This is a genomic window from Streptomyces sp. NBC_01537 (assembly GCF_045040445.1).
GTDB lineage: Bacteria > Actinomycetota > Actinomycetes > Streptomycetales > Streptomycetaceae > Actinacidiphila.
The window spans coordinates 3,358,962-3,383,474 of record NZ_CP109392.1 but is presented as its reverse complement, the minus strand read 5'-3'; the positions used below and the strand labels follow the sequence as shown (position 1 = coordinate 3,383,474).

Genomic DNA, 24,513 nt, shown 5'->3' with positions numbered 1-24,513 from the left:
GCCGGCCTCGGGTCTGCCCCAGCCTCAGGCCGACTCCGCCTCGTCCCCTTCCGCGAAGCCGGGCAGCCACTCGCGCAGTTCGTCGCGCAGCCGCACCGTCGCCGCCAGCTGGCACAGCACGCCGATGGTGCTCAGGGTCACACGGTGGATCAGCAGATACGACGGCGGCAGATTGAGCTGCTTGCCCAACTGGTGCGCCGGTGACCTCGGGTCCGCGATCCGGGCCGCCTGCGCCCGCATCCAGCCGCGCGCGAAGGCGAACTCCTCCGCCCCGGCGGGCTCGATGATCGGCCGCAGATAGTCCAGTACGGCGTCCGGGTCGAGCTTGATCGTCGGCTTGACGAAGCCCTCCTGGCGCAGCATCGCGTGCACGGCCTCGGCGTCACCCGCCAGGGCCAGCCGCAGTGCCGTGCCGATCGGCAGCGGCAGCCCGTCGGGCAGCCGGTCGACGGTGCCGAAGTCCAGCACGCCCAGCCGCCAGCCCTCCGCCGGGCCGTCGTCGACCAGCAGCCGGAAGTTGCCGGGGTGCGGGTCGGCGTGCAGCAGCCCGGTGCGGGCCGGGCCGGCGAAGAGGAAGTACGCCAGCAGCTGCCCGGCCCGGTCGCGCATGGCCTGGGTGCCGCCGGAGATCACCTCGGACATCGGCATCCCGTGCATCCACTCGGTGACCAGCACCTGGTCGGTGCGGTGCACCACCTCCGGCACCATCACATCCGGGTCACCGGCGAACTCGGTGGCGTGGATGTGCTGGGCCTGGGCCTCCAGCTCGTAGTCCAGCTCCTCCGAGATCCGGTCGCGCAGCTCGGCGATCAGCGGCTTGATGTCCATGCCCGGGATCAGAGGACCGAACAGCCGGGCCACCCGGCCCAGTTGGTTCAGATCCGACAGCAGCGCGTCCCCGGCCCCCGGGTACTGCACCTTGACCGCGACCTCCCGCCCGTCGTGCCACACCGCGCGGTGCACCTGCCCGATCGAGGCCGCCGCGGCCGGCTTGTCCTCGAATTCGGTGAACAGCGACCGCCAGTCCGCGCCCAGCCGCTCCGCCAGCACGCCGTGCACCGTGCGGGCGGGCATCGGCGGCGCCGCGTCCTGCAGCTTGGTGAGCGCCGCCCGGTAGGGGCCCGCGACCTCCTCGGGCAGTGCCGCCTCGAACACCGACAGGGCCTGGCCGAACTTCATGGCCCCGCCCTTCAGCTCGCCGAGGACCTTGAAGAGCTGATCGGCGGTGCGCTGCTGGAGCTCGGTCGCGACCACCTCGGCCGGGCGCCCGCCGAGTCTCTTGCCGAGTCCGAGGGTCGCCCGCCCCGCGAACCCCAGAGGGAGTGCCGCCAACTTGGCCGTACGGGTCACTGCTTTGCGCGGAAGATCAGACATGCGCCCCCTCTTTCCGGTCGGTCACGTCGTCATTGTCCCCTGCCTCTCCTGAACCGACTCACCGAGTTCGCGGGTCGCACCACATAGGCATCTTTTGTCACCCGGCACCGGCCGCAGCTCCATCGCCAGCCGGGCCAGTCCCACTTCCACCCGGGCCCCGCAGCTGGCCGGCTCGCCACCGTCCAGAAAGGCCAGGGCGTGGGCCGTGGCCAGCCCCGCGACCACCGTCGCCAGCGCGATGTCGCAGGCCGGGACGCCGGACCCGCGCCGGGACCGCAGCTGGGCCAGCACCCGTGGCCAGGCCGGGTCCGCGTCGGCCCGCCGCAGGGCCAGGCAGCCCGCGCAGGCCGTGCGTCCCGGCAGGACCAGCGGGCCGATCACCCCTGTGCCCTCCAGCACGCCGGTATAGAGGTGTGGGATGCCCGCGGCGAGCAGCGGCTCCGCGTCGTCCGGGTCGGGTGCGTACGCGTCCAGGCCGTCGCGGGGGGCGATCACGACGAGCCCGAGCCCGTTCTCGGGTACGGCACTTCGCCGGCTGCCGGGTGCCGCCGCCCGCGGGTCGGGCGCGGCCCGGCGTACGGCTCCGCGCGCGGCCGCGTCCCGGCGGTCGCCGATGTGCTCGGCGGGGATGCCGCAGGGCGAGGTGTCCCAGGGCTCGACCCGGCCGCCGTCGCGGACCTCGACCCGGCCGACGCCGGCCGCGGACAGCAGCGCCGCCACGGCCGCGCCGACCCGGCCCGCGCCGATCACCCGCACCCGGGCCGCCCGGCGGTCCCGTATCCGCGCCGCCGCCCCGCCGGGCCCGGAGTGGATCACGGAGAGTGCCGCCAGGTCGGGCCGTAGCCGGTCGAGGGCGGCGGTGCGATGCCGTATCGAGTCGGCCAGTTCGGCATGGGCCGCCGCATCGTCCAGTACGCCGCCCTGCGCGAGCAGCCCGAGCAGCCGCCGGGCCTGCGGTGGTTCGAGCCCGAGGGCCTCGGCCTCGCGGGCCAGCGGGCCCAGGCCCCGGGTGCCGTCCAGTAGGTCGAGGAAGCCGGCTGCGGCTCCGTCCACCGCGTCCAGTACGACGGCGTGGGCCGGATCCACCCCGAATTGGATGCTTTCGCGATTTCGCCAGCTCCGGCGCATCGCGGTCTTGAGCATGGGACGCATGGCCACCCCCGTGGTATCCGTTCGGTCCGGTTCGTGTGACAGGTCCAGAATGCCCGGCAGGGCCGACAATCGCAGAAAGTTATCCACAGGCTGTGAGGGATAGTCATTCGATATGCGCAAGACGTCGATGGAATCCACAGGCAACCGGCCGGGGGACAGGACCCACGGGTCCCCGTACCGGTAACGTCGACACGTGTCCGCCGAACCGGCTCACAGCCTTTCCAGCCAGTCCCCACTCACTTCCGCACGCACCAGCGCGGTCGAGGTACGCCGTAGCGCCCGCCGCCGCCGTACGGTCTCGGCCTACCGCGAGGGCGACCGCACCATCGTCCTCATCCCGGCCCGGATGTCCGCCGCCGAGGAAAAACGCTGGGTCACGCTCATGCTCGACAAGCTTGCCGCCCAGGAAAGCCGCCGGATGCTCGGCGACGAGGAGCTGGCAGCCCGGGCCGAGCAGCTGTCCGGCCAGTATCTCGGCGGCCGGGCGGCCCCGGACACCGTGCGGTGGGTGACCAACCAGAATTCACGATGGGGCTCGTGCACCCCGTCCGAGGGCAGCATCCGCCTTTCGCACCGGCTCCAGGGCATGCCGGAGTATGTGATCGACTACGTACTCCTCCATGAACTGGCGCACCTTCTGGTGCCCGGTCACGGGCCGCGCTTCTGGGAACTGCTGGACGACTATCCGCGCACCGAACGGGCCCGCGGCTATCTGGAAGGCGTGGTGGCCGCGGGCCGGCTGCCGCATCTGCCGACCGGTCGCGAGGAATAGCGCGGATCGGACGGCCCTGCTGTCACAGGTAGCCGTTAACCTGTCGAAAGCACCACATGCACGTACTTACGGATGGGGGACGGTCGTTCGTATGGCCAGGGAATTCCAGCGTGGCCACAAGGCCAAGATCAGCGATCTGACGGCGGGGACAGATCTGTACATCGGTGTGCAGATCGCCGGTGCCGGGTTGTCGTTCGACATCAGCTGCTTCGGGCTCGACGCGAGCGAGCAGCTCTCGGACGACCGGTACTTCATCTTCTTCAACCAGCCGAAGTCCCCCGAAGAGGCGATCCAGCAGCTCGGGCCGCAGGCCGGAGACACCGAATCCTTCAGGGTGACGCTGGAGAAGATCCCCCAGCAGATCCAGAAGCTCTCCTTCACCGCGACCATCGACGGAAACGGCGTCATGTCGCAGGTCGGCCCCGGCTATATCCGGATCGTCGCGGGCGGCGAGGAAGTCGCCCGCTACGCCTTCACCGGTGCCGAGTTCACCACCGAGCGCGCAGTGATGCTCGCCGACGTCTACCTCAAGGACGTCTGGCGCTTCGCGGCCGTCGGCCAGGGCTTCGACGGCGGCCTGGACGCGCTGCTCAAGAACTTCGGCGGCGAGGTGGCCGAGGAAGAGCCGCCGCCCGCCCCCGCGTCCGCCGCCCCGGGCTTCGCGCCCCCGGCCTTCGCCCCGCCCGCCGCCGCTCCGCCCGTCCCCGCCCCCGCGGCCCCGGCCCCCGCCCCGGCCTTCGGCGCGCCAGTCGGCCCGCCGCAGCCCGCCCCGCCCGTCCACGCCGCGCCCACCATGGTCGCGCCGATCGCCGCGCCGGCGGCGCCACCGTTCGGCCAGGTCCCACCGCCCCAGCCGCCGCCGGGCCAGCCGCCTTACGGACAGCCGCAGTTCGGCCAGCAGCCGTCCGGGCAGCAACCGCAGTTCGGCCAGCAGCCGCAGTTCGGGCAGCCCGCGCCGGCCCCCTTCGCGCAGCCCCAGCTCGGGCAGCCGCCCGCCGGGCTCACCGTCGCGCTGGAGAAGTACCGCGAGGCGCCGACCGGCCAGCGCTGGACGCAGCAGAACTCCAAGCTGATCCGCGCCGACCTCTCCCAGGCCGGCGGCCAGCCGGTGCTCGCCAAGCAGGGCAGCATGGTGCTGTACCAGGGCAAGGTCGAATTCGGCTACAAGGGCGCCGGATTCACCGGCCGCATCGTCGGCAACGCCACCGGCCAGGAGATGCAGCTGATGCGCTGCACCGGCCAGGGCCAGGTTTTCTTCGCCGACAACGCCGCCAACCTGCACCCGATCGAGCTCCAGGGCGACGCGATCTGCGTCTCCGCCGAGAACGTCCTCGCCTTCGACGAGTCGTTGCAGCACGAGGTACGCCGCATCGAGGGCCACGGCATCCCCGGCGGCGCCCTGTTCACCATGCTCTTCCAGGGCACCGGCACCGTCATCGTCAAGACCCACGGCACCCCGGTGGTGCTCCCGGTCACCCCGACCACGTACGCCGACAGCAACGCCATCGTCGCCTGGTCCGCCGCCTCGCAGGTGATCCTCTCCAGCCAGGTGCGGCTGCGCCGCACCGCCTACCCGGGCCACAGCGGGGAGACCGTCAACCTCCAGTTCCGCGGCGCCCCCGGCAACTTCATCGTCGTCCAGCCCTACGAGGTGTGACCCGCAATGGACCAGACCCTGATCGCGGGCTTCGCACCGACCCCGGTGACCGCCCGGATGGAAGCCCACGGCGGCAAGATGCTCAAGGTCGCCATGCAGACCGGCCAGGACCTCTTCGCCCGCACCGGCTCGATGGTCGCGTACGAGGGCTTCGTCCAGTACGAGCCCAACCCGCCCGCCGTCCGCCAGATGGCCTCCCAGTGGATCACCGGCGAGGGCGCGCCCATCATGAAGTGCACCGGCGACGGCCTGCTCTACCTCGCCGATTACGGCGCCGATGTCGTGCCCGTCTACCTCAACAACGAGTCCCTGTCGGTGAACGGCAGCAATCTGCTGGCCTTCGACGCCCAGCTCCAGTGGGGCGTCGAGCGCGTCAAGGGCTTGGCGAAGTTCGCGGGCCAGGGCCTGTTCAACGTCGCCGTCTCCGGTACCGGCTGGGTCGCCGTCACCTCGCGCGGCACACCGATCGTCGTCGACTGCGGCCGGGGCGATGACGAGACGTACGTCGACCCGGACGCGCTGGTCGCTTGGTCCTCCGGCCTCAAGACCAAGCCCAAGCGCAGCTTCAAGGCCTCCTCGCTCATCGGGCGGGGCAGCGGCGAGGCCTTCCAGATCGGCTTCTCCGGGCAGGGATTCGTCGTCGTACAGCCCAGTGAAGACAGCACCGACCGCCTCCGAGCACGGGGCTGAGGGGGAACGACACACCATGCAGAGCCCGCTCTTCGCATACACCGAAGTCCAGTCCGACGACCACTACACCCTCCAGAACGACCAGTTGCTGAGGGTCCGGCTCGACGGCAACACCGACTGTCTCGCCCGCAAGGGCGCGATGGTCGCCTACCAGGGCCTGATCGAATTCGACGGCGAATACCGCAGCCAAGGCCAGGCCTACGCCCGTGCCCGCACCGGCGAGGGCCTGGACCTCATGCGCTGCTCCGGCCAGGGCACGGTCTATCTCGCCAACCTCGCCCAGCACATCCATGTCGTGGACGTCGACCACGAGGGCCTGACGGTCGACGCGGCGTATGTGCTCGCGCTCGACTCCGGGCTCCACTACGACGTCATCGCCGTCGACAGCCAGTTCGGCATCTCCGGCACCGGCGCGTACAACCTGAACATCAGCGGACGGGGGAAGGTCGCCCTCATGACCTCCGGCAAGCCGCTGCTGATGCCGGTCACCCCCGACAAGTACGTCTCGGCCGACGCCGACGCGGTGGTCGCCTGGTCGTCGTCGCTACGGGTCCAGATGCAGGCCCAGACCTCCTCGTCCAGCGTCTGGCGCCGGCGCGGGAACACCGGGGAAGGCTGGGAGCTCAACTTCGTGGGGGAGGGGTATGTGCTCGTCCAGCCGAGCGAGCTCATGCCGCCGCAGGGGGCGCAGGTCGGGCAGGGGCTTGCCGCGCAGTACGGATTCGGTCAGCAGGGCGCGCACGGGCAGAACCAGGGCAACATCTTCACGAACCGGTAGGGGGATGCGGGCCGGGGGCGGCTTTCCGCCCCCGGCCCGCATCAAACACCGGACGGGCTGAGATCAGACGCCGATGACGGCTCGCGTACGGGCCAGCAGCGCCTCGACCGAGCCGTCGGCCACCGCAGCGACCTCGTCGAATCCGTACCACTTCAGGTCGAGCGACTCCTCGCTGATCGCCTCGACCGCCCCAGGCTCCGCGATCGCCGCGTACTGGACGTCCAGATGCCATGCGCACGGCGTCTCGTGCCGGTCGAGCTTGACCGGCTCCGCCCGCAGCAGGGTGAGCCCGGCGATGCCGGACTCCTCGGTGGCCTCCCGCAGGGCGGAGTCGGCGAGGGTTGCGTCGCCGGGCTCGCAGTGGCCGCCCATCTGGAGCCACATTTTCAGCTTGCGGTGGAGGGTGAGCAGCACCCGCTCACCGACGGGGTCGATGACGAGCGCGCTGGCTGTGATGTGCCCGGGGCGGCACGGCTTCCACATGCCGTCGTCGTGCTGGGCGAGGTGGTCCAGGTAGTCGAGCCGCAGCTGCTCCTGGGCGGCGTCGGGCGCGTCCCAGTCCTTGAGGACGCGCACCGCGTCCGCGTGCAGTTCACTCACTTTTCGCTGTCGCCCTCGTCCGTTTCGCCATCCGTTTCGCCCCGTGCGGCGTCGCCCAGCATCTTGTCGAGCTCCGAGAAGTCGATCGACTCACGGTGCACGAAGCCGTCCGGGTCGTCCAGGTCTGCCGCGGTCGGCAGCATGTCGGGGTGGGCCCAGAGGCCGTCGCGGCCGTCGACGCCACGGGCGTCGGTCAGGGAGGCCCAGAGCCGGGAGGCGTCCCGCAGACGGCGCGGACGGAGCTCCAGGCCGATGAGGGTGGCGAAGGTCTGCTCGGCGGGACCACCGGTCGCACGGCGGCGGCGCAGGGTCTCGCGGAGGGCGGCAGCCGACGGCAGGTGGGGGGCGGCGGCCGCGTGGACGACGGCGTCGACCCAGCCTTCGACGAGGGCGAGGGCGGTTTCGAGGCGGGCGAGGGCCGCCTTCTGCTCGGGGGTGTCCTCGGGCTGGAACATGCCCTGCTGGAGCGCGTCCTGAAGGGCCTCGGGGTTCGACGGGTCGAGCTGGCCGACCGCGTCCTCCAGCTTGGCGGTGTCGACCTTGATGCCGCGGGCGTAGCCCTCGACGGCGCCGAAGAGATGGGCGCGCAGCCACGGCACGTGGGCGAAGAGCCGCTGGTGGGCGGCCTCGCGCAGCGCGAGGTAGAGCCGCACCTCCTCCTGGGGGACGCCGAGGCCGTTGCCGAAGGCGGCGACGTTCGCGGGCAGCAGGGCGGCCTTGCCGGCCGGGCCGAGGGGCAGGCCGACATCGGTGGAGCCGACGACCTCACCGGCCAGGGTGCCGAGGGCCTGGCCGATCTGCGTACCGAACATCGCGCCGCCCATGGAGCGCATCATGCCGAGCAGCGGGCCGGCCATGGCCTGCATCTCCTCGGGCAGAACATCGCCCATGGCGGCGCCGACCCGCTCGGCGACCGGGTCGACCAGGTCCTTCCAGACCGGGAGGGTCGCCTCGACCCACTCGGCGCGGCTCCAGGCAACCGCAGAGCCGGCCCCGGAGGGCAGCGAGGTCGCGCCGTCCAGCCACAGGTCGGCCAGCCGGACGGCCTCCTCGACCCAGGCGCGGTCGGCGGGGCCGACGCTGGCGTCCTTGGTGCCGTCGGCGGTGCCCTGGGCGACGGTCTGGCGGGCGATGTCCTTGGCCATGTCCCAGTTCACCGGGCCGCCCTCGTAGGAGAGCATCTGGCCGAGCTGCTGGAAGGCGGCGCCGAGGTCGTTGGGGTTCAGGGAGCCGAACATCGCGGCGAAGGGGTTGTCGCCCGCGCCGCCGCCCATGCCGCCGAAACCGAATGGGTTATTGCCGCCGGAAGGCCCTCCTGAGCCGCCGGAGCCGCCCGGCTGCTTGCCGCTGTCCCCGTCCTCGGGCTCCTCGGGAGGGACGCCGAATCCGAATGGGTGGTCGCTCACGGGTTTCCTCGGCTCTGTGTGTTGTGGGCTGTACCTCCAGCCTAGACACCCGTCAGGCAGGATGGCTGCGTACTGAATGTGCGCACCTCGCACTAGAAACAACCGTGGGAGACACCCGGTGAGTTCCCCAGAACCGTCCGTTCGCCCAGAGCGCAGCGCCGAGCGGGGCCCCGCCAAGGCCCCTTCCGGGCCGGTCGTCGCCGTCACCGGCGCGGCCTCCGGTGTCGGCCGGCTGCTCGCGCTGCGGCTCGTCGAGTCCGGCCATGTCAGGAAGGTCGTGGCGATCGACGAGCGGCGCGGCGACGTGCCCGGCGCGACCTGGCGGGTCCTGGACGTACGCGACCCGGTGATCGCCGAGCGACTGCGCGGCGTCGACGTCGTCGTCCACCTCGGGCTCGACCTCGACCTCGAATCCGACCCCAAGGCCCGCACCGCCTTCAATGTGCGCGGTACGCAGACCGTGCTCACGGCCGCCGCCGCGGCGGGGGTACGCCGGGTCGTGCTCTGCACCTCCGCCATGGTCTACGGCGCCCAGCCCGACAACGACATCCCGCTGGCCGAGGACGCGCCGCTGCGCGCGACGGCCGAGGCCAGCTTCGTCGGCGACCTGCTGGAGATCGAGCGCCTCGGCAAGCGCGCGCCGCGTGCGCATCCCGGCCTGAACGTGACGATCCTGCGGCCGACCGTCCTGGTCGGCGGCACGGACACCGCGCTGACCCGGTACTTCGAGTCGCCCCGGCTGCTGGTGGTGGCCGGCAGCCGGCCCTGTTGGCAGTTCTGCCATGTCGACGACCTGGTCACGGCCCTTGAGTACGCGGTCCTGGAGAAGGTCGACGGCGAGATGGCCGTGGGCTGCGACGGCTGGCTCGAACAGGAGGAGGTCGAGGAGCTCAGCGGCATCCGCCGCATGGAGCTGCCCCCGACGATCGCCCTCGGCGCGGCCTCCCGCCTCCACCGGCTCGGGCTCACCCCCTCCCCGGCCGGTGACCTCACCTACACCATGCACCCCTGGGTCGTCAGCGGCAGCCGGCTCCACGAGGCGGGCTGGCGGCCCCACTGGACCAACGAGGAGGTCCTCGCCGAGCTCCTCGAAGAGGTCGCCGGCCGCAACTCCGTCGTCGGCCGCCGCCTCGGCCGTAAGGACGCCGCCACGCTCGGCGCCGCCGCGTCCGCCACGGTCGCCCTCGTCGGCACCGCCGCGATGGTCCGCCGCGCGCGCAAGCGGCGCGGCTTGTAGCGGGCGGGCTTGGTCGGCGCGGGCCGCTGAGGCAGCATGGGGCGTATGGAACAGACGATCCGCCTGCTCGCCATCCGCGACACCGACCTCTCCGTGGACGAGGTCTTCCGCGCCGTAGGGGACGACGCCGCCGGCGGCACCGCGCTGTTCGTCGGGACGGTCCGTGACCACGACGGCGGCTCCGGCGCCGAGGTGACGGGTCTCGCGTATTCGGCGCACCCCTCCGCCGAGCAGGAACTGCGCCGCGTCGCCGAGAAGGTCGCGGCGGACTTCCCCGTTCGGGCGCTCGCCGCGGTACACCGTGTGGGTGAGCTCCAGGTGGGTGATCTCGCGGTGGTCGTGGCCGTCTCCTGCCCGCACCGCGCGGAGGCGTTCGCCGCCTGCCGTCGCCTGATCGACGACCTCAAGCGCGAGGTGCCGATCTGGAAGCACCAGCGTTTCGCCGACGGAACCGACGAATGGGTGGGCGCCTGCGCGCACTAGCCCGAATTCAGCCCGTCCGGCGATTGAGGACAAGCGCAGCCGGCGGGCTGCGCAACCCGGCGAATGCTCGCGGTCACCGCACCGGCGCCCGCACTAGGCCGCGGCCTGCGGTTGCGTAACTTCCTACCCGCCCTGAACGTTGAAGCACTGGGTGGTTAATCTGCTCATACGTTCATGATCGGCATGTTCGGCGTACGTCCGGCATGCGTGGGGTCGGGAGGCCGCAATGGCAGCGCTCGCATGGTTGCTCATTCCGGTGGTTGCCGCGGTCGCGGCTGCGGTCTGGGGCAGTTGGGCTGCGCGGACACGGACCACCGGTGACGGGTCGTCGCTGGCGGATTACGAGCGCTTCCGCGCGGCGATGAGCAAGTCGGAAGCCGGGTCGCGATAGGGGCCGTGGGGCGACTGTCGGACCCGTCCCGTACTGTCGTTCCATGCCACGCCGCACCGCGACGCTGCTCGCTTCGACCCTGACGCTGATAGCGCTGCTCTGCGCCGGACTGCTGCTGCCGGTGCCGTATTCGGAGATGTCTCCCGGCCCGACGGTGAACACCCTGGGGGAGCACGGCGGGGAGCCGGTGCTGCAGATCTCGGGGCGGAAGACGTACAAGACGACCGGCCATCTGAACATGACGACGGTCCGGGTCACGAGCGCGGACTACTCGATGAACCTGGTCGAGGTGGTCGCGGGCTGGCTGGCGGGCGACCAGAAGGTGGTCGAGCACGACACGCTCTACCCCAGCGGCCAGACGGCAGAGCAGGCCGACCAGGAGAACGCCGAGGAGTTCACCCAGTCCCAGGACAGCGCGAAGGTGGCAGCGCTGAAGGAGCTGGGCATCCCGGTGGGCTCGCGGGTGATCGTGTCGGCCGTGGTGAAGGGCGGCGCGTCCGAGGGCCTGCTGCACGCGGGCGACGCGATCAAGGCGGTGGACGGGACGACGGTCAAGGCGGCCGCCGATGTCGCGGAGCTGGTCACCAAGCATCAGCCGGGGGAGAAGGTCGTCTTCACGGTCGTCCCGGCGAAGGACGCGGGCAAGAAGAACGCCGCGACCAAGGATGTGGCGATCACCACCAAGAAGTCGGACGACGACGGCAAGGCGCGTGCGGTCGTCGGCATCCAGGCGGGGGTCGAGCACACCTTCCCGTTCAAGATCGACATCAAGCTGGCGGATGTGGGCGGTCCCAGCGCGGGCCTGATGTTCGCCCTGGGCATCGTGGACAAGCTGACCCCGACCGACCTCACCGGCGGGAAGTTCGTCGCCGGCACCGGAACGATCGAGGACGACGGCGCGGTCGGGCCGATCGGCGGCATAGACATGAAGACCATCGGCGCGCGCAGCAAGGGCGCCCAGTACTTCCTCACCCCGGCGGACAACTGCGCCGAGGCGGCCAAGGACACCCCGTCCGGGCTGCGGCTGGTCAAGGTGAAGACGATCGACGACGCGATGGCCGCGCTCAAGAAGATACGGACCGGGGACACGGCCTCCCTGCCGAGCTGCTCGGCAGGGTGACCGGTTGTCCCCTTGTCCCCGGCGGGCGAGTGAGCCGAAGCGGAGCGGCCGCTGTCGAAAGGGAGAACGCGCGGAGGCTCGCGAGGAACGAGCGAGTCGAGCACGATCGACCGTCGACAGTGGCTGAGCGCAGCGGAGGCGAACCGAGCCCTTAGGAGAACGTCGCCGCCAGCGCCTCGGCCAGCCCCGGGACCAGGCCGGAGCCGGTCAGTACCTCGGTCGGTGAGTCCTTCTCGCGCAGCCGCACCGCGGACTCGCGCGTGCCGTCCCGCAGGACGGCGACCGTCATACGGACCTCCTGGCGCTCGGGGTGGGCGGCGACCCACTTCGCCAGCGCGGTGTCGTCGAGCCCGTCGGGGATGGCGGCTTCGGCGGTCGGCGGGAGCATCAGCCGCTCCACGGTCATCGCGCAGCCGGCGATGACGTCGGGCCAGGCGATCGTGGCGAGGAACTCGTCGAGCGGGGTGCCGGCGGGCAGCTCGTCCTGCTCGATGGGGGTGAGGGCCCCGGCGGTGTCCTCCCCGAGGCCGAGCTGGTCGGCGAGGCCGGGCTCCTGGGTGCGCAGCTGCGCGGTGTCGACGAGGGCGAAGAGGCGGGCGGGCTGGTCCCAGCCGAGCCCGGAGGCGTAGCCGTCGATTTCGAGCACGGCACGGGTGAGGGGGGTGGCGGCAAGTGGTGCACCATCGGACGCAATGTTGGACATGGTCAATATCCTGCCTGTTCCGTGACCAAAACCGGGAACCGAGTAAACGCTGAGTAAGTTGCACCAGTGAAGCTCAATCCACTGAAGCTCAGACGACCGAACGCCCGAACCGATTCTTCGAGGTGCGCACCTTGGTATTCCAGATGCCGGACCACGGCGGAGGTCCGCCGGGGCCGCGGATGAGAGTGGGCCGCCCGTCCCGCCGTACCCGGACGCTGCTCATGACGCTGGGCGTACTGGCCGTGCTGGCCATCGCCTTCGTCATGTTCGCCGGCTTCTGGACCGACTGGCTCTGGTACCGCTCCGTCCACTACTCCTCGGTCTTCACGACCACCCTGTGGACCAAGATCGGGCTGTTCTTCGTCTTCGGGCTGCTGATGGCCACCGCCATCGGGATCAACATCTACCTCGCACACCGGCTCCGCCCCCCGCTGAGCGCGATGTCGCTGGAGCAGCAGAGCCTGGACCGCTACCGGATGGGCATCGCCCCGTTCAAGAAGTGGGCACTGCTCGCCATCTGCTCCCTGGTCGGGCTGATCGCCGGTGCCTCGGCGGCCGGCCAGTGGCGGACCTGGCTGATGTGGACCAACTCCACTCAGTTCGGCACCAAGGACCCCCAGTTCCACATGGACGTCGCGTTCTACGCGTTCGACCTCCCCTGGTACCGCTTCCTGCTGAGCTTCGGCTTCGCCGCCGTCGTCCTTTCGCTGCTCGCCTCCGCTCTGGTCCACTACCTCTACGGCGGCCTGCGCATCACCTCCCCCGGGGGCCGGGCCACGGCGGCCGCGACCGGGCACCTCTCCTTCCTCCTCGGCCTGTTCGTGTCGCTGAAGGCGGTCGCGTACTGGCTGGACCGGTACTCGCTGGCGGTGAAGGCGGGCAACCTGAAGTCCAGCAACTGGACGGGCCTGCGGTATGTGGACGCCAACGCGTACCTGCCCGCCAAGACGATCCTCTTCGCGATCGCCATCATCTGCGCGCTGCTGTTCTTCGCGACGCTGTGGCGGCGCACCTGGTCGCTGCCGCTGATCGGCTTCGGTCTGATGGTGCTGTCGGCGATACTGATCGGCGGGCTGTATCCGGCGATCGTGCAGAAGTTCCAGGTGCAGCCGAACGAGGCCGCCAAGGAGACTCCGTACATCCAGAAGAACATCGATGCCACGCGCGAGGCGTACGGCATCGACGACACCCAGGTGACGGACTACTCGGGCATCAGCACGAGCTCGAAGCAGCAGCTGCGGGACGCCGCCGACAGCGCGGCCGCGATCCGGCTGCTCGACCCGAACGTGGTCTCGCCGACCTTCCAGCAACTGCAGCAGACCAAGGGCTACTACACGTTCCCGTCCACGCTCGACGTCGACCGCTACACGGTGAAGGGCCAGGAGCAGGACACCGTGGTGGGCCTGCGCGAGCTGAAGGTGAGCGGGATCCCGCAGCACAACTGGATCAACGACCACTTCAAGTACACGCACGGTTACGGCGTGGTCGCGGCCAAGGGCACCACGGTCAACGCCAACGGTTCCCCGTCCTTCACGGAGCAGGATCTGCCCGCCACGGGCAATCTGGGCGACTACGAGCAGCGGATCTACTACGGCGAGCAGACCAAGCAGTACTCGATCGTCGGGGACTCCACCACCAAGGAGATCGACTACACCGACGACGACGGCGAGAAGTCCTACACCTACACCGGCAACAGCGGTGTCGGGCTGTCGAACCCGGTCACCCGGGCCGCGTACGCCGTCGCCTTCGGCGAGCCGCAGATCTTCTACTCGGGTGCCATCGGCAGCGACTCGAAGATCCTCTACAACCGCACCCCCAAGGAGCGGGTCGAGGCGGTCGCGCCCTGGCTGACCATCGACGGCGACGTCTATCCGGCGGTGGTCAACGGCCGCGTCCAGTGGATCGTCGACGCCTACACGACGAGCAACGGCTATCCGTACTCCTCGCGCACCACGCTCGGCGACACCACCGCCGACTCGCTGACCACCGGCCAGCGCGCGGTGCTGGCCCAGCAGAACCAGGTCAACTACATCCGCAACTCGGTCAAGGCCACGGTGGACGCCTTCACCGGCGAGGTGAAGCTGTACCAGTGGGACACCAAGGACCCGGTGCTCAAGACCTGGATGAAGGCCTTCCCGGGCACGGTGAAGGCGAAGAGCGCGATCAGCAGTGAGCTGATGGCGCACCTGCGCTACCCGCAGGACCTGTTCAAGGTGCAGCGCGAGCTGCTGACGAAGTACCACGTCACCAAGGCGTCCACCTTCTACAGCGGCAGCGAGGTCTGGCAGGTCCCGGACGACCCGGCCGCCAAGACCGGCAAGTCCGTGCCGCCGTACTACCTGAGCATGAAGATGCCGGGCCAGACCTCGGAGGCCTTCTCGCTGACCACCACCTTCACCCCCAACCGGCGTGACAACCTGGGGGCCTTCATGGCGGTGGACGCGGACGCGACCAGTGCGGACTACGGCGCGATCAGACTCCTCAAACTGCCCTCCAACACCACGGTGTCCGGACCGCAGCAGGTGCAGAGCCTGTTCAACTCCGATCCGGCGGTCGCAGAGAAGATCAAGCTCCTCAAGGGCGGCGACTCCACGGTCGAGTACGGAAACCTGCTCACCATCCCGCTCGACGGCGGCCTGCTGTACGTCGAGCCGGTCTACCTGCGCGGCGCCGACACCAACTATCCGCTGCTGAAACGGGTCCTGGTCCACTACGGCGACGACACGGCCTTCGAGACGACCCTGTCGGAGGCGCTCAACGCGGTCTTCGGAGTCGACAGCGGCGGCACCACCAGCCCACCGGACACCGGCAGCGGGGACGGGGACGGTACGACGACCCCGCCGACCGACTCCACCGTCGCCCAGGCGCTGGAGGACGCCCAGAAGGCCTACGACGCCGGGCAGAAGGCACTGCAGTCCGGGGACTGGGTGGCGTACGGCGAGGCGCAGAAGGACCTGGCAGACGCGCTGAAGCGGGCGCAGGCGGCCGAGAAGGCAGCGGAGAAATCGGGCTGAGGTAGCTGAGTCCAGGCACACCCCCGCGTCGTGGTACGGTTAGGACACAACGGCGCGGGGTGGAGCAGCTCGGTAGCTCGCTGGGCTCATAACCCAGAGGTCGCAGGTTCAAATCCTGTCCCCGCTACTGCATGAAAAGGCCCGGAGTCAACAGACTCCGGGCCTTTTCACTTGTACGAGGGAAGTACCGGTAAAACGCGGGGTAGTTGCACGGCCCGAGGTTTCACCTGGCATCATGTCGGGAAGTCGACAAGTCACTGTAGTGACCTATTGGGTTGCCACATACCAGGTGTGCTGCGGGTACGGATGGTGCGACTATGGACTTTATGGGGGATGGTGCAAGGCTGCTGAATACTCGTCAGACCCATGACAAGGGGCCGACGGGCGAGACTGCGGTGCCCGCGACCAAGCCGACGGTCGCCGAGCTGCTGCCCGGCCCGCGTTCGGCCGATGCCGACGCAGCGTACACCGGCGCGCACTCCGGCACGCACACGGGCTCGTACAGCGCTGCCGACGAGGACCGCCTCGTCGAGTCCGAACTCCCGGACGAGGAGAGCCTGGAGGCCCGCGAGGAGGCCGAGCTGGAGGCCCGCACCCGCCGGGCCGCCGAGCACGGTGACCCCGTCGCCATGAGCATCCTCGGCACCATGCTGCTGCGCCGCGGCGACCTCGAAGGGGCCGAGCCGTACCTGCGCAGCGCCACCGCGAACGGCGACCGCGCCGCCGCCAACAACCTCGGCCTGCTGATGCACCAGCGCGGTTACGCCGACGAGGCCGCCGGCTGGTGGCGGATCGCCGCCGTCGCCGGCTCCTCCGCCGCCGCGCACGCGCTGGGCCGGTACTTCCGCGAGCGCGGCGACGAGCCCGGCGCCGAGTACTGGCTGCGCCAGGCCGCCGAGTCCGGCCACGTACTGGGCGCCTACGCGCTCGCCGACCTGCTGGACCACCGGCGTGATGTCGGCGCCGAGCGCTGGTTCCGGGCCGCCGCCGAGCACGGGCACCGCGAGGCCGCGTACCGCCTGGCCCGGATCTGCGCCGAGCGCGGCGAGGAGCAGGAGGCAGAGCAGTGGTACCACCAGGCGGCCGCCCGCAGGCACCGCCGTGCCGCGCTGCGCCTCGGCACGATCCTGGAGGAGCGCGGCGACAACGCCGAGGCCACCCGCTGGTATCTCACCGCCGCCCGTGACGGCGAGCCCCGCGCCGCCTGCGCACTGGGCTTCCTGCTGCGCGACGCCGGTGACATCGACGGCGCCGCCACCTGGTGGCGCCGCGCCGCCCAGGCGGGCGACGGCAACGCCGCCAACGCGCTCGGCGCGCTGCACGCGCAGGAGGGCGAGACCCAGACCGCGGAGCGCTGGTACCGCGCCGCCCTGGACGCCGGTGACATCAACGGTGCCTTCAACCTCGGCCTGCTCTGCGCCGGCCAGGCCCGCACCGCCCAGGCCGAGCAGTGGTACCGCAAGGCGGCGTACGCGGGCCACCGCGAGGCCGCCAACGCCCTTGCCGTGCTGCTGCTCCAGCGCGGCGACGCGGCGGGCGCCGAGCCGTGGTTCTCCAAGGCCGCCGAGGCGGGCAGCGTCGACGCCGCCTTCAACCTCGGCATCCTGTACGCCAGCCGCGAGGACCAGGCCATGGCACGCCGCTGGTACGAGCGGGCGGCCTCGGCCGGCCACAGCGAGGCCGCGCTCCAGGTCGCCATCACGCTGCAGAAGGAGGGCGACTCGCACGGCGCCGAGCGCCACCTGCGCTGCGCTGCGGGCGGCGGCAGCCCCGAGGGAGCCTTCCGCCTCGGTGTGCTCCTGGACCGCAGCGGCAGCCCCGAGGAGGCCGAGGAGTGGTTCACCCGCGCCGCCGGCCAGGGCCACCGCCGCGCCCAGGTGCGGCTCGGCATGTACGCCGCCAAGCGCGGCGACGTCGTCGACGCCGCCCACTGGTACCGCGAGGCCGCCGAGGCCGGCAGCAGCAACGGCGCCTTCAACCTCGGCCTGCTCCTCGCCCGCGAGGGCGCCGAGCCCGAGGCCGCGATGTGGTGGACCCGTGCCGCCGACGCCGGCCACGGCCGCGCCGCCCTGCGCCTGGCCCTGCTGGCCGCGCGCCACGGCGAGCTGGCCGACGCGCAGTCGTGGTGCGCGCGTGCCGCCGAGTGCGGGCCCGCGGAGGTCGCGGAGCGTGCGGGGCGGCTGGCCGACGCCCTGCGACACGAGCTGTCGGCCTAGGGCCGGTCCGGCCCTAAGTGATTTGCGCTGCTCAGCGGGGGCGAGCTACAGTGAGGACACAACGACGCGGGGTGGAGCAGCTCGGTAGCTCGCTGGGCTCATAACCCAGAGGTCGCAGGTTCAAATCCTGTCCCCGCTACTGCGAAGAAGGCCCGGAACTTCGGTTCCGGGCCTTCTTGTCGTTCGCCGTCCGAATGAGTACGAGCTTGGCTCTCTTCTTGACTTGGACTCTGTCCAGTATAGGATCGACTCTGACGGCCGGGGTCAGGGTTCGTCCAGGGATCCTGACCCCGGCCGACCCATGTTCTGAGCGGCCTACGCGCCCTACGCGGTCTACGCGGTCTACGCGGTCTACGCGGGCACGGCGGAGGCTCGTACGGGCGCCCAGCAGCGCACGATGTCGCGCACCGACACCACGCCCGCCGGGATGCCGCCCTCCTGGACGATCAGGTGCCGGAAGCCGCCGTGGACCATCGCGGCGGCCGCCTCCTCCAGGGTCCACCGGGGGCCGGCGAAGACCACGTCGGTGGTGGTGTGGCGCTGGGCGGTCTCGGTGTCGGGGTTGAGCCCCGCCCCGATCGCGTCGAGGATGTCACGCTCGGTGAGGATGCCGAGGCCGCAGGTGTCGGGATCGAGGACCACCGCCGCGCCGACCCGCCGGGCGGACATCAGCTGGGCGGCCTGGCGGAGGGTGTGGGTGGGGCCGATTGTGAGGACGACGGTGCTCATGGCGTCACGGACGAGCATGGAGTACCCCTTGGGAAACCGTTCACAAGTTCACAAGCTCGGGCATTCTCATGTTCACATGCGCCGCTCGGAGCAGCAAGAGGACTGCGTAGAGTAATCGAATCCGATCAGGCGCTGATCGCAAATCGCTCAAGAACGACCGAGATACCCCAGCAGGTCCTCGTGCAGCAGCCCGTTCGACGCCGCCGCGTTCCCGCCGTACGGCCCCGGGACGCCGTCGAGGCTGGTGAAGCACCCGCCGGCCTCGCGCACCACGACCTCGCACGCGGCCATGTCCCACAGGCTCAGCTCGGGCTCCGCGCAGATGTCCACCGACCCCTCGGCGACCATCATGTACGACCAGAAGTCGCCGTACGCCCGGGTCCGCCACACGTCCCGGGTCAGGTCCATGAAGCCGTCGAGGCGGCCCTGCTCCTCCCAGCCGCTGAGCGAGGAGTACGAGAAGGAGGCGTCGCTCAGGTCCCGTACGTTCGACACGTGGAGCCGGGTCGCCGAGGACAGGCTGCGCCCGGTGTACGCGCCCGTGCCCTTCGCGGCCCACCAGCGGCGGCCCAGGGCGGGCGCGGAGACGACGCCGACCACACCCTCGTCGCCGCCCTCGCCGCGCACCATGAGGGCGATGAGGGTGGCCCAGACCGGCACGCCGCGTACGTAGTTCTTGGTGCCGTCGATCGGGTCGATGATCCAGCGCCGTGGGCCGGTGCCCTCGACGCCGTACTCCTCCCCCAGCACCGCGTCGCGCGGGCGGGCGCGGCCGAGCTGGCCGCGGATCAGCTCCTCGGCCCGCTTGTCCGCTTCGCTGACCGGGGTCATGTCGGGCTTGGTCTCGACCTTGAGGTCGAGAGCCTTGAAGCGCTCCATGGTCGCGGCGTCGGCTGCGTCGGCCAGAATGTGGGCGAGGCGCAGATCATCATTGAAGTCCGGCATGAAGCGAACAGTATCGATCGCAAGCCGTCGAGGTCACGCATGGGACGCCCGGAGCCTTGACACAGGCCGACGGCGAGTCAATTCTGACCGCACGGCCCCGGCCACGGCCCGGCTCTGACCTGGCTCTCCCCCGGCCTCCGGGGCCCTGGAGACGACGATGCCCACAGCACGAGATTCCCTGCTCGACGCGGCCCTGTCGGCGCTCGCGGAACACCCCTGGGCGGCGATCCGCATGGTCGACGTCGCCGCCACCGCCGGAGTGTCCCGGCAGACCCTCTACAACGAGTTCGGCAGCAAGGAAGGCATCGCTCGCGCCCTCGCCCGCCGCGAGGCCGACCACTTCCTCGCCGGCGTCGAGCGCGCCCTGTCCGCCGCCCAGCACGGCGGCGCCGACGCCGGTGACTGCTTCGCCGCCGCCACCGCCTGGATGCTCCACGCCGCCCGCCGCAACCCCCTCGTCCGCGCCACCCTCACCGGCTGCCGCGGCGACAGCCTCCCCGCCGCCGTCGTCACCGTGCCCGCCCAGCGCCGCCTGCGCGCCCGTCAGGACGACCAGCCCCTCACCTCCGGCGAGATCGTCGCCGGCATCCGCGCCCTCGCCGTCCTCACCCTCGAAGCGGGCTTCCCCAAGCTCGACCCCGCCGACATCTCCTGGGCCTGCGAGTGCGCGGTGCGGCTCGCGCTCTCGTACGTCGTCGCACCGGCGGGCACGGACGAGGAAGCGTGCCTCCAGGTCGCGAGGCTCGTACGGGGGCTGCTGGCGCGGGGGTGGTGAGCCGCCGGGCTCTCACAGGGTCAGTGCGACGACCCCGACAGCTGGAGCCCGATGACTCCCACGATGACCAGTGAGATCGAGACGAGCTTCAGCGTGGAGACGATGTCGTCGAGGAAGGCCATGCCGTAGATCGCCGTCCCCGCCGCGCCGATGCCCGTCCAGACGGCGTAGGCGGGGCCGACGTCGAGCTTGCGCAGGGAGAGGGTGAGGAGCCCGAAGGAGCCGAGGGCGAAGAGGCAGAAGGCGATGGTGGGCCAGAGACGGGTGAAGCCGTGGGAGAGCTTGAGGCAGACGGCGAAGCCGGTTTCGAGGATGCCTGCGACCACCACGAGCAGCCAGGCCATGGAATGCCCTCCGGTTTCCGTCTCTGCGGTGCCTGTGTGATGAGCGATCATCACACAGCATGCCCGGAAAAGGAGGTTCAGTCCCCTTCCTTGCGCTCCCGAGTCGCGAGAAGCCGGCGCAGCGAGAAAAGGCGGGCGGGTTCGGCGTGGCCGTCGGCGACCCAGGCGTCGAGCGCGCAGTCGGGTTCGTTGTGGCTGCAGGCGCGGGGGCAGCCCTCGGCGCCGGGTTCGAGGTCGGGGAAGGAGTGGATGACGCGGGAGGGGTCGATGTGGTGGAGGCCGAAGGAGCGGACGCCGGGGGTGTCGATGACCCAGCCGTCGTCGCCGGGGAGGGGGAGGGCCAGCGCTGAGGTCGTCGTGTGGCGGCCTCGGCCCGTCACGGCGTTGACGCCGCCCGTGGCTCGCTGACGCTCCACCAGGGCGTTGACCAGGGTCGTCTTTCCCACGCCGCTGTGGCCCACGAACGCGGTCATGCGGCCCTTGAGGCGCTCGCGGATCTGGTCGACGCCGCCGGTGAGGAAGTCGTCCCGGTTCGTCACCACGTAGGAGATGCCCAGGGGGGCGTAGGTCTCCAGGAGGTGATCAGCTGGGGACAGGTCCGATTTCGTGAGGACCAGGAGCGGTTCCAGGCCCGCGTCGTACGCCGCGACCAGGCAGCGGTCGATGAGGCGGGGGCGGGGCTCGGGGTCGGCCAGGGCGGTGACGATGGCGAGCTGGTCGGCGTTGGCCACGACGACGCGCTCGTAGGGATCGTCGTCGTCGGCCGTCCTGCGCAGGACGGAGTCGCGCTTCTCGACGCGGACGATGCGGGCGAGGGTGTCCTTGGCGCCGGTGAGGTCGCCGACGACGGCTACGCGATCGCCGACGACCGCGCTCTTACGGCCGAGCTCGCGGGCCTTCATGGCGATGATCTGGCGGTCGTCGATGAGCACGTGGAGGCGGCCACGGTCGACGGTGAGGACCATGCCCTCGGCGGCGTCCTCGTGCTTGGGGCGGATGCTGGTGCGGGGCCGGTTGCCCTTGGGGTTGGGGCGGACGCGGATGTCGTCCTCGTCGGGGTTCTTGCCGTAACGCCGCATGGCCTTCAGGCCCGTACCGGGGACACAGGGGAAAGCATGGCGGTCCACATCTCGGGGAAGTCGGGGAGGGTCTTGGCGGTGGTGGCCACGTTCTCCACCTGGATGCCGGGCACGGCCAGGCCCAGGATGGCGGCCGCGGTGGCGAGGCGGTGGTCGTCGTACGTGTGGAAGACCCCGGAGTGCAGCGGGCGGGGGCGGATGCGCAGACCGTCCTCGGTCTCCGTGACATCGCCGCCGAGCTCGTTGATCTCCTTGGTGAGGGCGGCGAGCCGGTCGGTTTCGTGCATGCGCAGGTGGCCCACGCCGCGCAGGACGGACTCGGAGTCGGCCAGCGCGGCGACGGCGGCGATGCCGGGGGTGAGCTCGCCGACATCGCCGAGGTCGGCGTCGATGCCGTGGATGCTGCCGGAGCCGGTGAAGGTGAGGCCCTTTTCGTTGAGCTCGCAGGAGCCGCCCATGCGCGTGAAGAGTTCGCGCAGGGCGTCGCCCGGCTGGGTGGTGCGCTCGGGCCAGTCGGGGATGGTGACGCGGCCGCCGGTGATGAGGGCGGCGGCGAGGAAGGGCTGGGCGTTGGACAGGTCCGGCTCGACGGTGATGTCGCTGCCGAGCAGCGCGCTCGGGTCGACCCGCCAGACGTTCGGCTCGCCGCCGTGCTCGGGGGTGTCCACCTTGGCGCCGGAGGCGCGCAGCATCTCCACCGTCATCTTGATGTGTGGGAGGGAGGGCAGCGTGGGGCCCACGTGGCGCACCTCCACGCCCTGGTTGAAGCGGGGCGCGGACAGCAGCAGCGCGCTCACGAACTGGGAGGACGAAGAGGCGTCGATGGTGACCCGGCCGCCGTCCAGCGCCCCGTTGCCGTGCACGGTCAGCGGCAGCGCGCCGCGCCCCTCGTCGTCGATCCGGGCGCCCAGCACGCGCAGGGCGTTGATCACGCCGTGCAGCGGCCGCTCGTACGAACGCGGGTCGCCGTCGAACCGGATGGCGCCGTCGGCGAGCGCGGCCACGGGGGGCAGGAAGCGCATCACGGTGCCGGCATTGCCGACGTCGACCGTGGCCGGGCCGTGCAGCCCTGCGGGGATGACCCGCCAGGCCTCGCCGCCGTACGGGTTCACGGTCTCGTCGATCTGGACGCCCATCGCGCGCAGCGCCTCGGCCATCAGCACGGTGTCGCGGCTGCGCAGCGGCCGGCGCAGCCAGCCGGGCTCGGAGGCGAGCGCGGACAGTACGAGGGCGCGGTTGGTGACCGACTTCGACCCGGGCACGGTGACGGTCGCGTCGACGGGGCCGGACGCGATCGGGGCGGGCCACAGGGCGGTGTGCGCGGTGTTACCGGTCATGGGTCACAAGCGTAGTGGCTGACGCGAAGGGAGAATCTTGATCGTATCGGGCGAAACCTGAGTGAAACGAATATCTGGTACGCCCTCCGTCCGGAACCCCTCCCGGAACCGCGCCCGGAACCCCGCCCGTCAGAGCCCCAGCAGCCAGCGGCCGCCGCCGAACAGGCCGATCAGCCCGATCGCGTAGAAAAGCAGCATCCACAAGGCTGCCGGGGTGTGGGTGAGGCGCGCGAGCTGGTCGGCGTCCGACTGCGGCGCTCCGCCGTGGCGGCGCTTGCCCTGCAGCTCGAAGACCGGACGCAGGCCGCCGACGAGCAGGAACCAGACGACCAGATACGCGAAAGCGGCCTGCACGGCCGCTGTCGTCAGCCACGACACCAGCAGAAAGGCCGCGCCCGTGAGGATGACGGTCAGTGCTCCGTACGCGTTCCGGATCATCGCCAGCATCGCGATCAGCAGCGCCGTCGCGCCCCACAGCAGGGCTGTTATGTGGCCGTCGGCGAGCAGCAGCGCGCCCAGGATGCCCAGGAGCGACGGCGCGGAGTAGCCCGCGGCGGCGGTCAGCACCATGCCGAGGCCGCGCGGCTTGCCGCGCGAGACGGTGAGGCCCGAGGTGTCGGAGTGCAGCCGGATGCCGTCGAGACGGCGGCCGGTCAGCAGGGCGACCAGGCCGTGGCCGCCCTCGTGCGCGATCGTGATCGCGTTGCGGGTCAGCCGCCATATGCCGTGCGGCACGACGGCGACGAGCGCCACCAGCGCGGTGGCCGCCACGAGCCAGGGGGACGGGTCCGGCTGGGAGCCGACGACTTCGTTCCAGACGTTGGTCACTTGGGTGAACTGCACGAGGGGCACCCTATGACGGCGAGCTGTCAGTCGGCCGTGGCAATCTGGCAACTATGTGCGGACGATACGCAGCGAGCCGAAAGCCGGAGGACCTCGTCGGCCTGTTCGACGTGCGCCAGTGGGACCCGGAGGAGGCGCTCGCCCCGAACTGGAACGTCGCGCCCACGGACACCACGTACGCGGTCCTGGAGCGGCCCGACAAGGAGACCGGCGAGGTCGTCCGGCAACTGCGCACCCTGCGGTGGGGGCTGGTGCCGGGCTGGGCCAAGTCGCCGGACGTCGGCGTGAAGATGATCAACGCCCGGGCCGAGACCGTGCACGAGAAGGCCTCCTTCCGGCGGCCCTTCGCCGCGCGCCGGTGCCTGCTTCCCGCGGATGGCTACTACGAGTGGGTCACGGCGGCGGGGGAGCGGCAGCTTGAGGAGGAGGGGAAGAAGAAGCGGGGCCGCAAGCAGCCGTATTTCGTGACGCCGGTGGACGGGTCCGTGATGGCCATGGCCGGGCTGTACGAGTTCTGGCGGGACCGCACGCTCGCCGATGACCATCCCCTGGCCTGGTGGGTGACCTGCACCGTCATAACCACCGCCGCGGACGTCGAGCCCTTCGCCGAGCCCGCGGCCGAGGACCGGCCGCGGTCCCTGGCTGAGATCCACCCGCGCATGCCGCTGGTGCTCACCCCGGACCGGTGGGACGACTGGCTCGACCCGGCGCGGACCGACCCCGACGCGCTGCGCGACCTGCTGGTGCCTCCGGCGGCCGGGTGGCTTCGGGCGTACCCGGTGCGGACGGAGGTCAGCAACGTGCGCAACAACGGGCCCGAGCTGGTGGAGCCGCTGCCGGCTCCGGAGGAGCAGACGCTGTTCTGACG

General features: G+C 71.0%; 23 protein-coding genes and 2 tRNA genes. 14 read left to right on the top strand and 11 right to left on the bottom strand.

Annotated elements, in window-relative coordinates:
* Window positions 1-24: 24 nt before the first annotated feature.
* Together OG607_RS15370 and OG607_RS15365 are read right to left on the bottom strand one after the other, a co-directional pair.
* Complete coding sequence (locus tag OG607_RS15370) at window positions 25-1,374, bottom strand: ABC1 kinase family protein (RefSeq protein ID WP_405723563.1); 1,350 nt, start codon at window positions 1,372-1,374, stop codon at window positions 25-27.
* A 21-nt stretch (window positions 1,375-1,395) separates the two neighbouring features.
* On the bottom strand, window positions 1,396-2,460 hold the full coding sequence (locus tag OG607_RS15365; RefSeq protein WP_405723562.1) for a TOMM precursor leader peptide-binding protein: 1,065 nt from the start codon (window positions 2,458-2,460) through the stop codon (window positions 1,396-1,398).
* 259 nt (window positions 2,461-2,719) lie between these two features.
* Between OG607_RS15365 and OG607_RS15360 the strand changes: the two genes are divergently transcribed.
* The 4 genes from OG607_RS15360 (at window position 2,720) to OG607_RS15345 (ending at window position 6,423) form a co-directional block, all read left to right on the top strand.
* The gene (locus OG607_RS15360) at window positions 2,720-3,298 is read left to right on the top strand and encodes a M48 family metallopeptidase (RefSeq protein WP_405723560.1); all 579 of its coding nucleotides are present in this window, start codon (window positions 2,720-2,722) and stop codon (window positions 3,296-3,298) included.
* 91 nt (window positions 3,299-3,389) lie between these two features.
* A complete protein-coding gene (locus OG607_RS15355) occupies window positions 3,390-4,955 on the top strand; it encodes a TerD family protein (protein ID WP_405723558.1) in 1,566 nt (521 codons plus the stop codon).
* Window positions 4,956-4,961: 6 nt separating this feature from the next.
* Window positions 4,962-5,645, top strand: a complete 684-nt coding sequence (locus OG607_RS15350) for an AIM24 family protein (RefSeq protein WP_405723556.1) — start codon at window positions 4,962-4,964, stop codon at window positions 5,643-5,645.
* A gap of 16 nt (window positions 5,646-5,661) precedes the next feature.
* Entirely contained in the window at window positions 5,662-6,423 is a 762-nt protein-coding gene (locus OG607_RS15345; RefSeq protein ID WP_405723554.1) for an AIM24 family protein, read from the top strand.
* 63 nt (window positions 6,424-6,486) lie between these two features.
* Here the strand turns inward: OG607_RS15345 and OG607_RS15340 are convergent, their stop codons facing one another.
* Complete coding sequence (locus tag OG607_RS15340) at window positions 6,487-7,023, bottom strand: NUDIX domain-containing protein (protein WP_405723553.1); 537 nt, start codon at window positions 7,021-7,023, stop codon at window positions 6,487-6,489.
* Entirely contained in the window at window positions 7,020-8,429 is a 1,410-nt protein-coding gene (locus tag OG607_RS15335; protein ID WP_405723551.1) for a zinc-dependent metalloprotease, read from the bottom strand. The genes OG607_RS15340 and OG607_RS15335 overlap by 4 nt, the downstream gene beginning before the upstream one ends.
* Window positions 8,430-8,547: 118 nt before the next feature.
* Between OG607_RS15335 and OG607_RS15330 the strand changes: the two genes are divergently transcribed.
* The 4 genes from OG607_RS15330 to OG607_RS15315 all read left to right on the top strand — a co-directional run bounded on the left by OG607_RS15330 (window position 8,548) and on the right by OG607_RS15315 (window position 11,660).
* Window positions 8,548-9,666 (top strand): SDR family oxidoreductase, encoded by a 1,119-nt coding sequence (locus tag OG607_RS15330; RefSeq protein ID WP_405723549.1) that lies wholly within the window; start codon window positions 8,548-8,550, stop codon window positions 9,664-9,666.
* Window positions 9,667-9,711: 45 nt separating this feature from the next.
* Entirely contained in the window at window positions 9,712-10,149 is a 438-nt protein-coding gene (locus OG607_RS15325; RefSeq protein WP_405723548.1) for a molybdenum cofactor biosynthesis protein MoaE, read from the top strand.
* Between the two features lie 226 nt (window positions 10,150-10,375).
* A complete protein-coding gene (locus tag OG607_RS15320) occupies window positions 10,376-10,540 on the top strand; it encodes a hypothetical protein (RefSeq protein WP_405723546.1) in 165 nt (54 codons plus the stop codon).
* A gap of 43 nt (window positions 10,541-10,583) precedes the next feature.
* The gene (locus tag OG607_RS15315) at window positions 10,584-11,660 is read left to right on the top strand and encodes a PDZ domain-containing protein (protein WP_405723545.1); all 1,077 of its coding nucleotides are present in this window, start codon (window positions 10,584-10,586) and stop codon (window positions 11,658-11,660) included.
* A gap of 151 nt (window positions 11,661-11,811) precedes the next feature.
* On the opposite strand, the gene OG607_RS15310 is transcribed toward OG607_RS15315, so the two are convergent.
* Window positions 11,812-12,363, bottom strand: a complete 552-nt coding sequence (locus OG607_RS15310) for a PPA1309 family protein (protein ID WP_405723543.1) — start codon at window positions 12,361-12,363, stop codon at window positions 11,812-11,814.
* 143 nt (window positions 12,364-12,506) lie between these two features.
* Here OG607_RS15310 and OG607_RS15305 point away from each other — a divergent pair, with 143 nt between their 5' ends.
* The 4 genes from OG607_RS15305 to OG607_RS15290 all read left to right on the top strand — a co-directional run bounded on the left by OG607_RS15305 (window position 12,507) and on the right by OG607_RS15290 (window position 17,732).
* Window positions 12,507-15,377, top strand: coding sequence for a UPF0182 family protein (locus OG607_RS15305; protein WP_405736786.1), 2,871 nt, complete (start codon window positions 12,507-12,509; stop codon window positions 15,375-15,377).
* A 53-nt stretch (window positions 15,378-15,430) separates the two neighbouring features.
* A tRNA-Met gene (locus OG607_RS15300) sits at window positions 15,431-15,504 on the top strand.
* Between the two features lie 190 nt (window positions 15,505-15,694).
* On the top strand, window positions 15,695-17,593 hold the full coding sequence (locus OG607_RS15295; RefSeq protein ID WP_405723542.1) for a tetratricopeptide repeat protein: 1,899 nt from the start codon (window positions 15,695-15,697) through the stop codon (window positions 17,591-17,593).
* 65 nt (window positions 17,594-17,658) lie between these two features.
* A tRNA-Met gene (locus OG607_RS15290) sits at window positions 17,659-17,732 on the top strand.
* A 212-nt stretch (window positions 17,733-17,944) separates the two neighbouring features.
* Here the strand turns inward: OG607_RS15290 and OG607_RS15285 are convergent.
* Both OG607_RS15285 and hisN read right to left on the bottom strand, forming a co-directional pair.
* Complete coding sequence (locus tag OG607_RS15285; protein ID WP_405723540.1) at window positions 17,945-18,340, bottom strand: cyclic nucleotide-binding/CBS domain-containing protein; 396 nt, start codon at window positions 18,338-18,340, stop codon at window positions 17,945-17,947.
* Window positions 18,341-18,469: 129 nt separating this feature from the next.
* Entirely contained in the window at window positions 18,470-19,267 is a 798-nt protein-coding gene (gene hisN / locus OG607_RS15280) for a histidinol-phosphatase (RefSeq protein ID WP_405723538.1), read from the bottom strand.
* 157 nt (window positions 19,268-19,424) lie between these two features.
* On the opposite strand from hisN, the gene OG607_RS15275 reads away from it, so the two are divergent.
* Window positions 19,425-20,042, top strand: a complete 618-nt coding sequence (locus OG607_RS15275; protein ID WP_405723536.1) for a TetR/AcrR family transcriptional regulator — start codon at window positions 19,425-19,427, stop codon at window positions 20,040-20,042.
* A gap of 20 nt (window positions 20,043-20,062) precedes the next feature.
* On the opposite strand, the gene OG607_RS15270 is transcribed toward OG607_RS15275, so the two are convergent.
* The 4 genes from OG607_RS15270 to OG607_RS15255 all read right to left on the bottom strand — a co-directional run bounded on the left by OG607_RS15270 (window position 20,063) and on the right by OG607_RS15255 (window position 23,645).
* Window positions 20,063-20,386, bottom strand: coding sequence for a multidrug efflux SMR transporter (locus OG607_RS15270; protein WP_329312748.1), 324 nt, complete (start codon window positions 20,384-20,386; stop codon window positions 20,063-20,065).
* Between the two features lie 77 nt (window positions 20,387-20,463).
* Window positions 20,464-21,465, bottom strand: coding sequence for a ribosome small subunit-dependent GTPase A (rsgA, locus tag OG607_RS15265; RefSeq protein ID WP_405723533.1), 1,002 nt, complete (start codon window positions 21,463-21,465; stop codon window positions 20,464-20,466).
* Window positions 21,466-21,470: 5 nt separating this feature from the next.
* The gene (gene aroA, locus OG607_RS15260; protein WP_405723531.1) at window positions 21,471-22,802 is read right to left on the bottom strand and encodes a 3-phosphoshikimate 1-carboxyvinyltransferase; all 1,332 of its coding nucleotides are present in this window, start codon (window positions 22,800-22,802) and stop codon (window positions 21,471-21,473) included.
* Window positions 22,803-22,931: 129 nt separating this feature from the next.
* Entirely contained in the window at window positions 22,932-23,645 is a 714-nt protein-coding gene (locus tag OG607_RS15255) for a M50 family metallopeptidase (protein WP_405723529.1), read from the bottom strand.
* 53 nt (window positions 23,646-23,698) lie between these two features.
* On the opposite strand from OG607_RS15255, the gene OG607_RS15250 reads away from it, so the two are divergent.
* Window positions 23,699-24,511, top strand: a complete 813-nt coding sequence (locus OG607_RS15250; RefSeq protein WP_405723527.1) for an SOS response-associated peptidase — start codon at window positions 23,699-23,701, stop codon at window positions 24,509-24,511.
* The last annotated feature ends 2 nt before the right edge of the window (window positions 24,512-24,513 follow it).

Bases quoted from the DNA above. Each gene is read 5' to 3' on its own strand.
- rsgA (WP_405723533.1), bottom strand. From the start codon at position 21,465: ATGCGGCGTTACGGCAAGAACCCCGACGAGGACGACATCCGCGTCCGC.
- OG607_RS15325 (WP_405723548.1), top strand. From the start codon at position 9,712: ATGGAACAGACGATCCGCCTGCTCGCCATCCGCGACACCGACCTCTCC.
- OG607_RS15345 (WP_405723554.1), top strand. From the start codon at position 5,662: ATGCAGAGCCCGCTCTTCGCATACACCGAAGTCCAGTCCGACGACCAC.
- OG607_RS15285 (WP_405723540.1), bottom strand. From the start codon at position 18,340: ATGCTCGTCCGTGACGCCATGAGCACCGTCGTCCTCACAATCGGCCCC.
- OG607_RS15270 (WP_329312748.1), bottom strand. From the start codon at position 20,386: ATGGCCTGGCTGCTCGTGGTGGTCGCAGGCATCCTCGAAACCGGCTTC.
- OG607_RS15355 (WP_405723558.1), top strand. From the start codon at position 3,390: ATGGCCAGGGAATTCCAGCGTGGCCACAAGGCCAAGATCAGCGATCTG.
- hisN (WP_405723538.1), bottom strand. From the start codon at position 19,267: ATGCCGGACTTCAATGATGATCTGCGCCTCGCCCACATTCTGGCCGAC.
- OG607_RS15320 (WP_405723546.1), top strand. From the start codon at position 10,376: ATGGCAGCGCTCGCATGGTTGCTCATTCCGGTGGTTGCCGCGGTCGCG.
- OG607_RS15305 (WP_405736786.1), top strand. From the start codon at position 12,507: ATGCCGGACCACGGCGGAGGTCCGCCGGGGCCGCGGATGAGAGTGGGC.
- OG607_RS15350 (WP_405723556.1), top strand. From the start codon at position 4,962: ATGGACCAGACCCTGATCGCGGGCTTCGCACCGACCCCGGTGACCGCC.
- OG607_RS15295 (WP_405723542.1), top strand. From the start codon at position 15,695: ATGGACTTTATGGGGGATGGTGCAAGGCTGCTGAATACTCGTCAGACC.
- OG607_RS15315 (WP_405723545.1), top strand. From the start codon at position 10,584: ATGCCACGCCGCACCGCGACGCTGCTCGCTTCGACCCTGACGCTGATA.
- OG607_RS15275 (WP_405723536.1), top strand. From the start codon at position 19,425: ATGCCCACAGCACGAGATTCCCTGCTCGACGCGGCCCTGTCGGCGCTC.
- OG607_RS15370 (WP_405723563.1), bottom strand. From the start codon at position 1,374: ATGTCTGATCTTCCGCGCAAAGCAGTGACCCGTACGGCCAAGTTGGCG.
- OG607_RS15310 (WP_405723543.1), bottom strand. From the start codon at position 12,363: ATGTCCAACATTGCGTCCGATGGTGCACCACTTGCCGCCACCCCCCTC.
- OG607_RS15250 (WP_405723527.1), top strand. From the start codon at position 23,699: ATGTGCGGACGATACGCAGCGAGCCGAAAGCCGGAGGACCTCGTCGGC.
- aroA (WP_405723531.1), bottom strand. From the start codon at position 22,802: ATGACCGGTAACACCGCGCACACCGCCCTGTGGCCCGCCCCGATCGCG.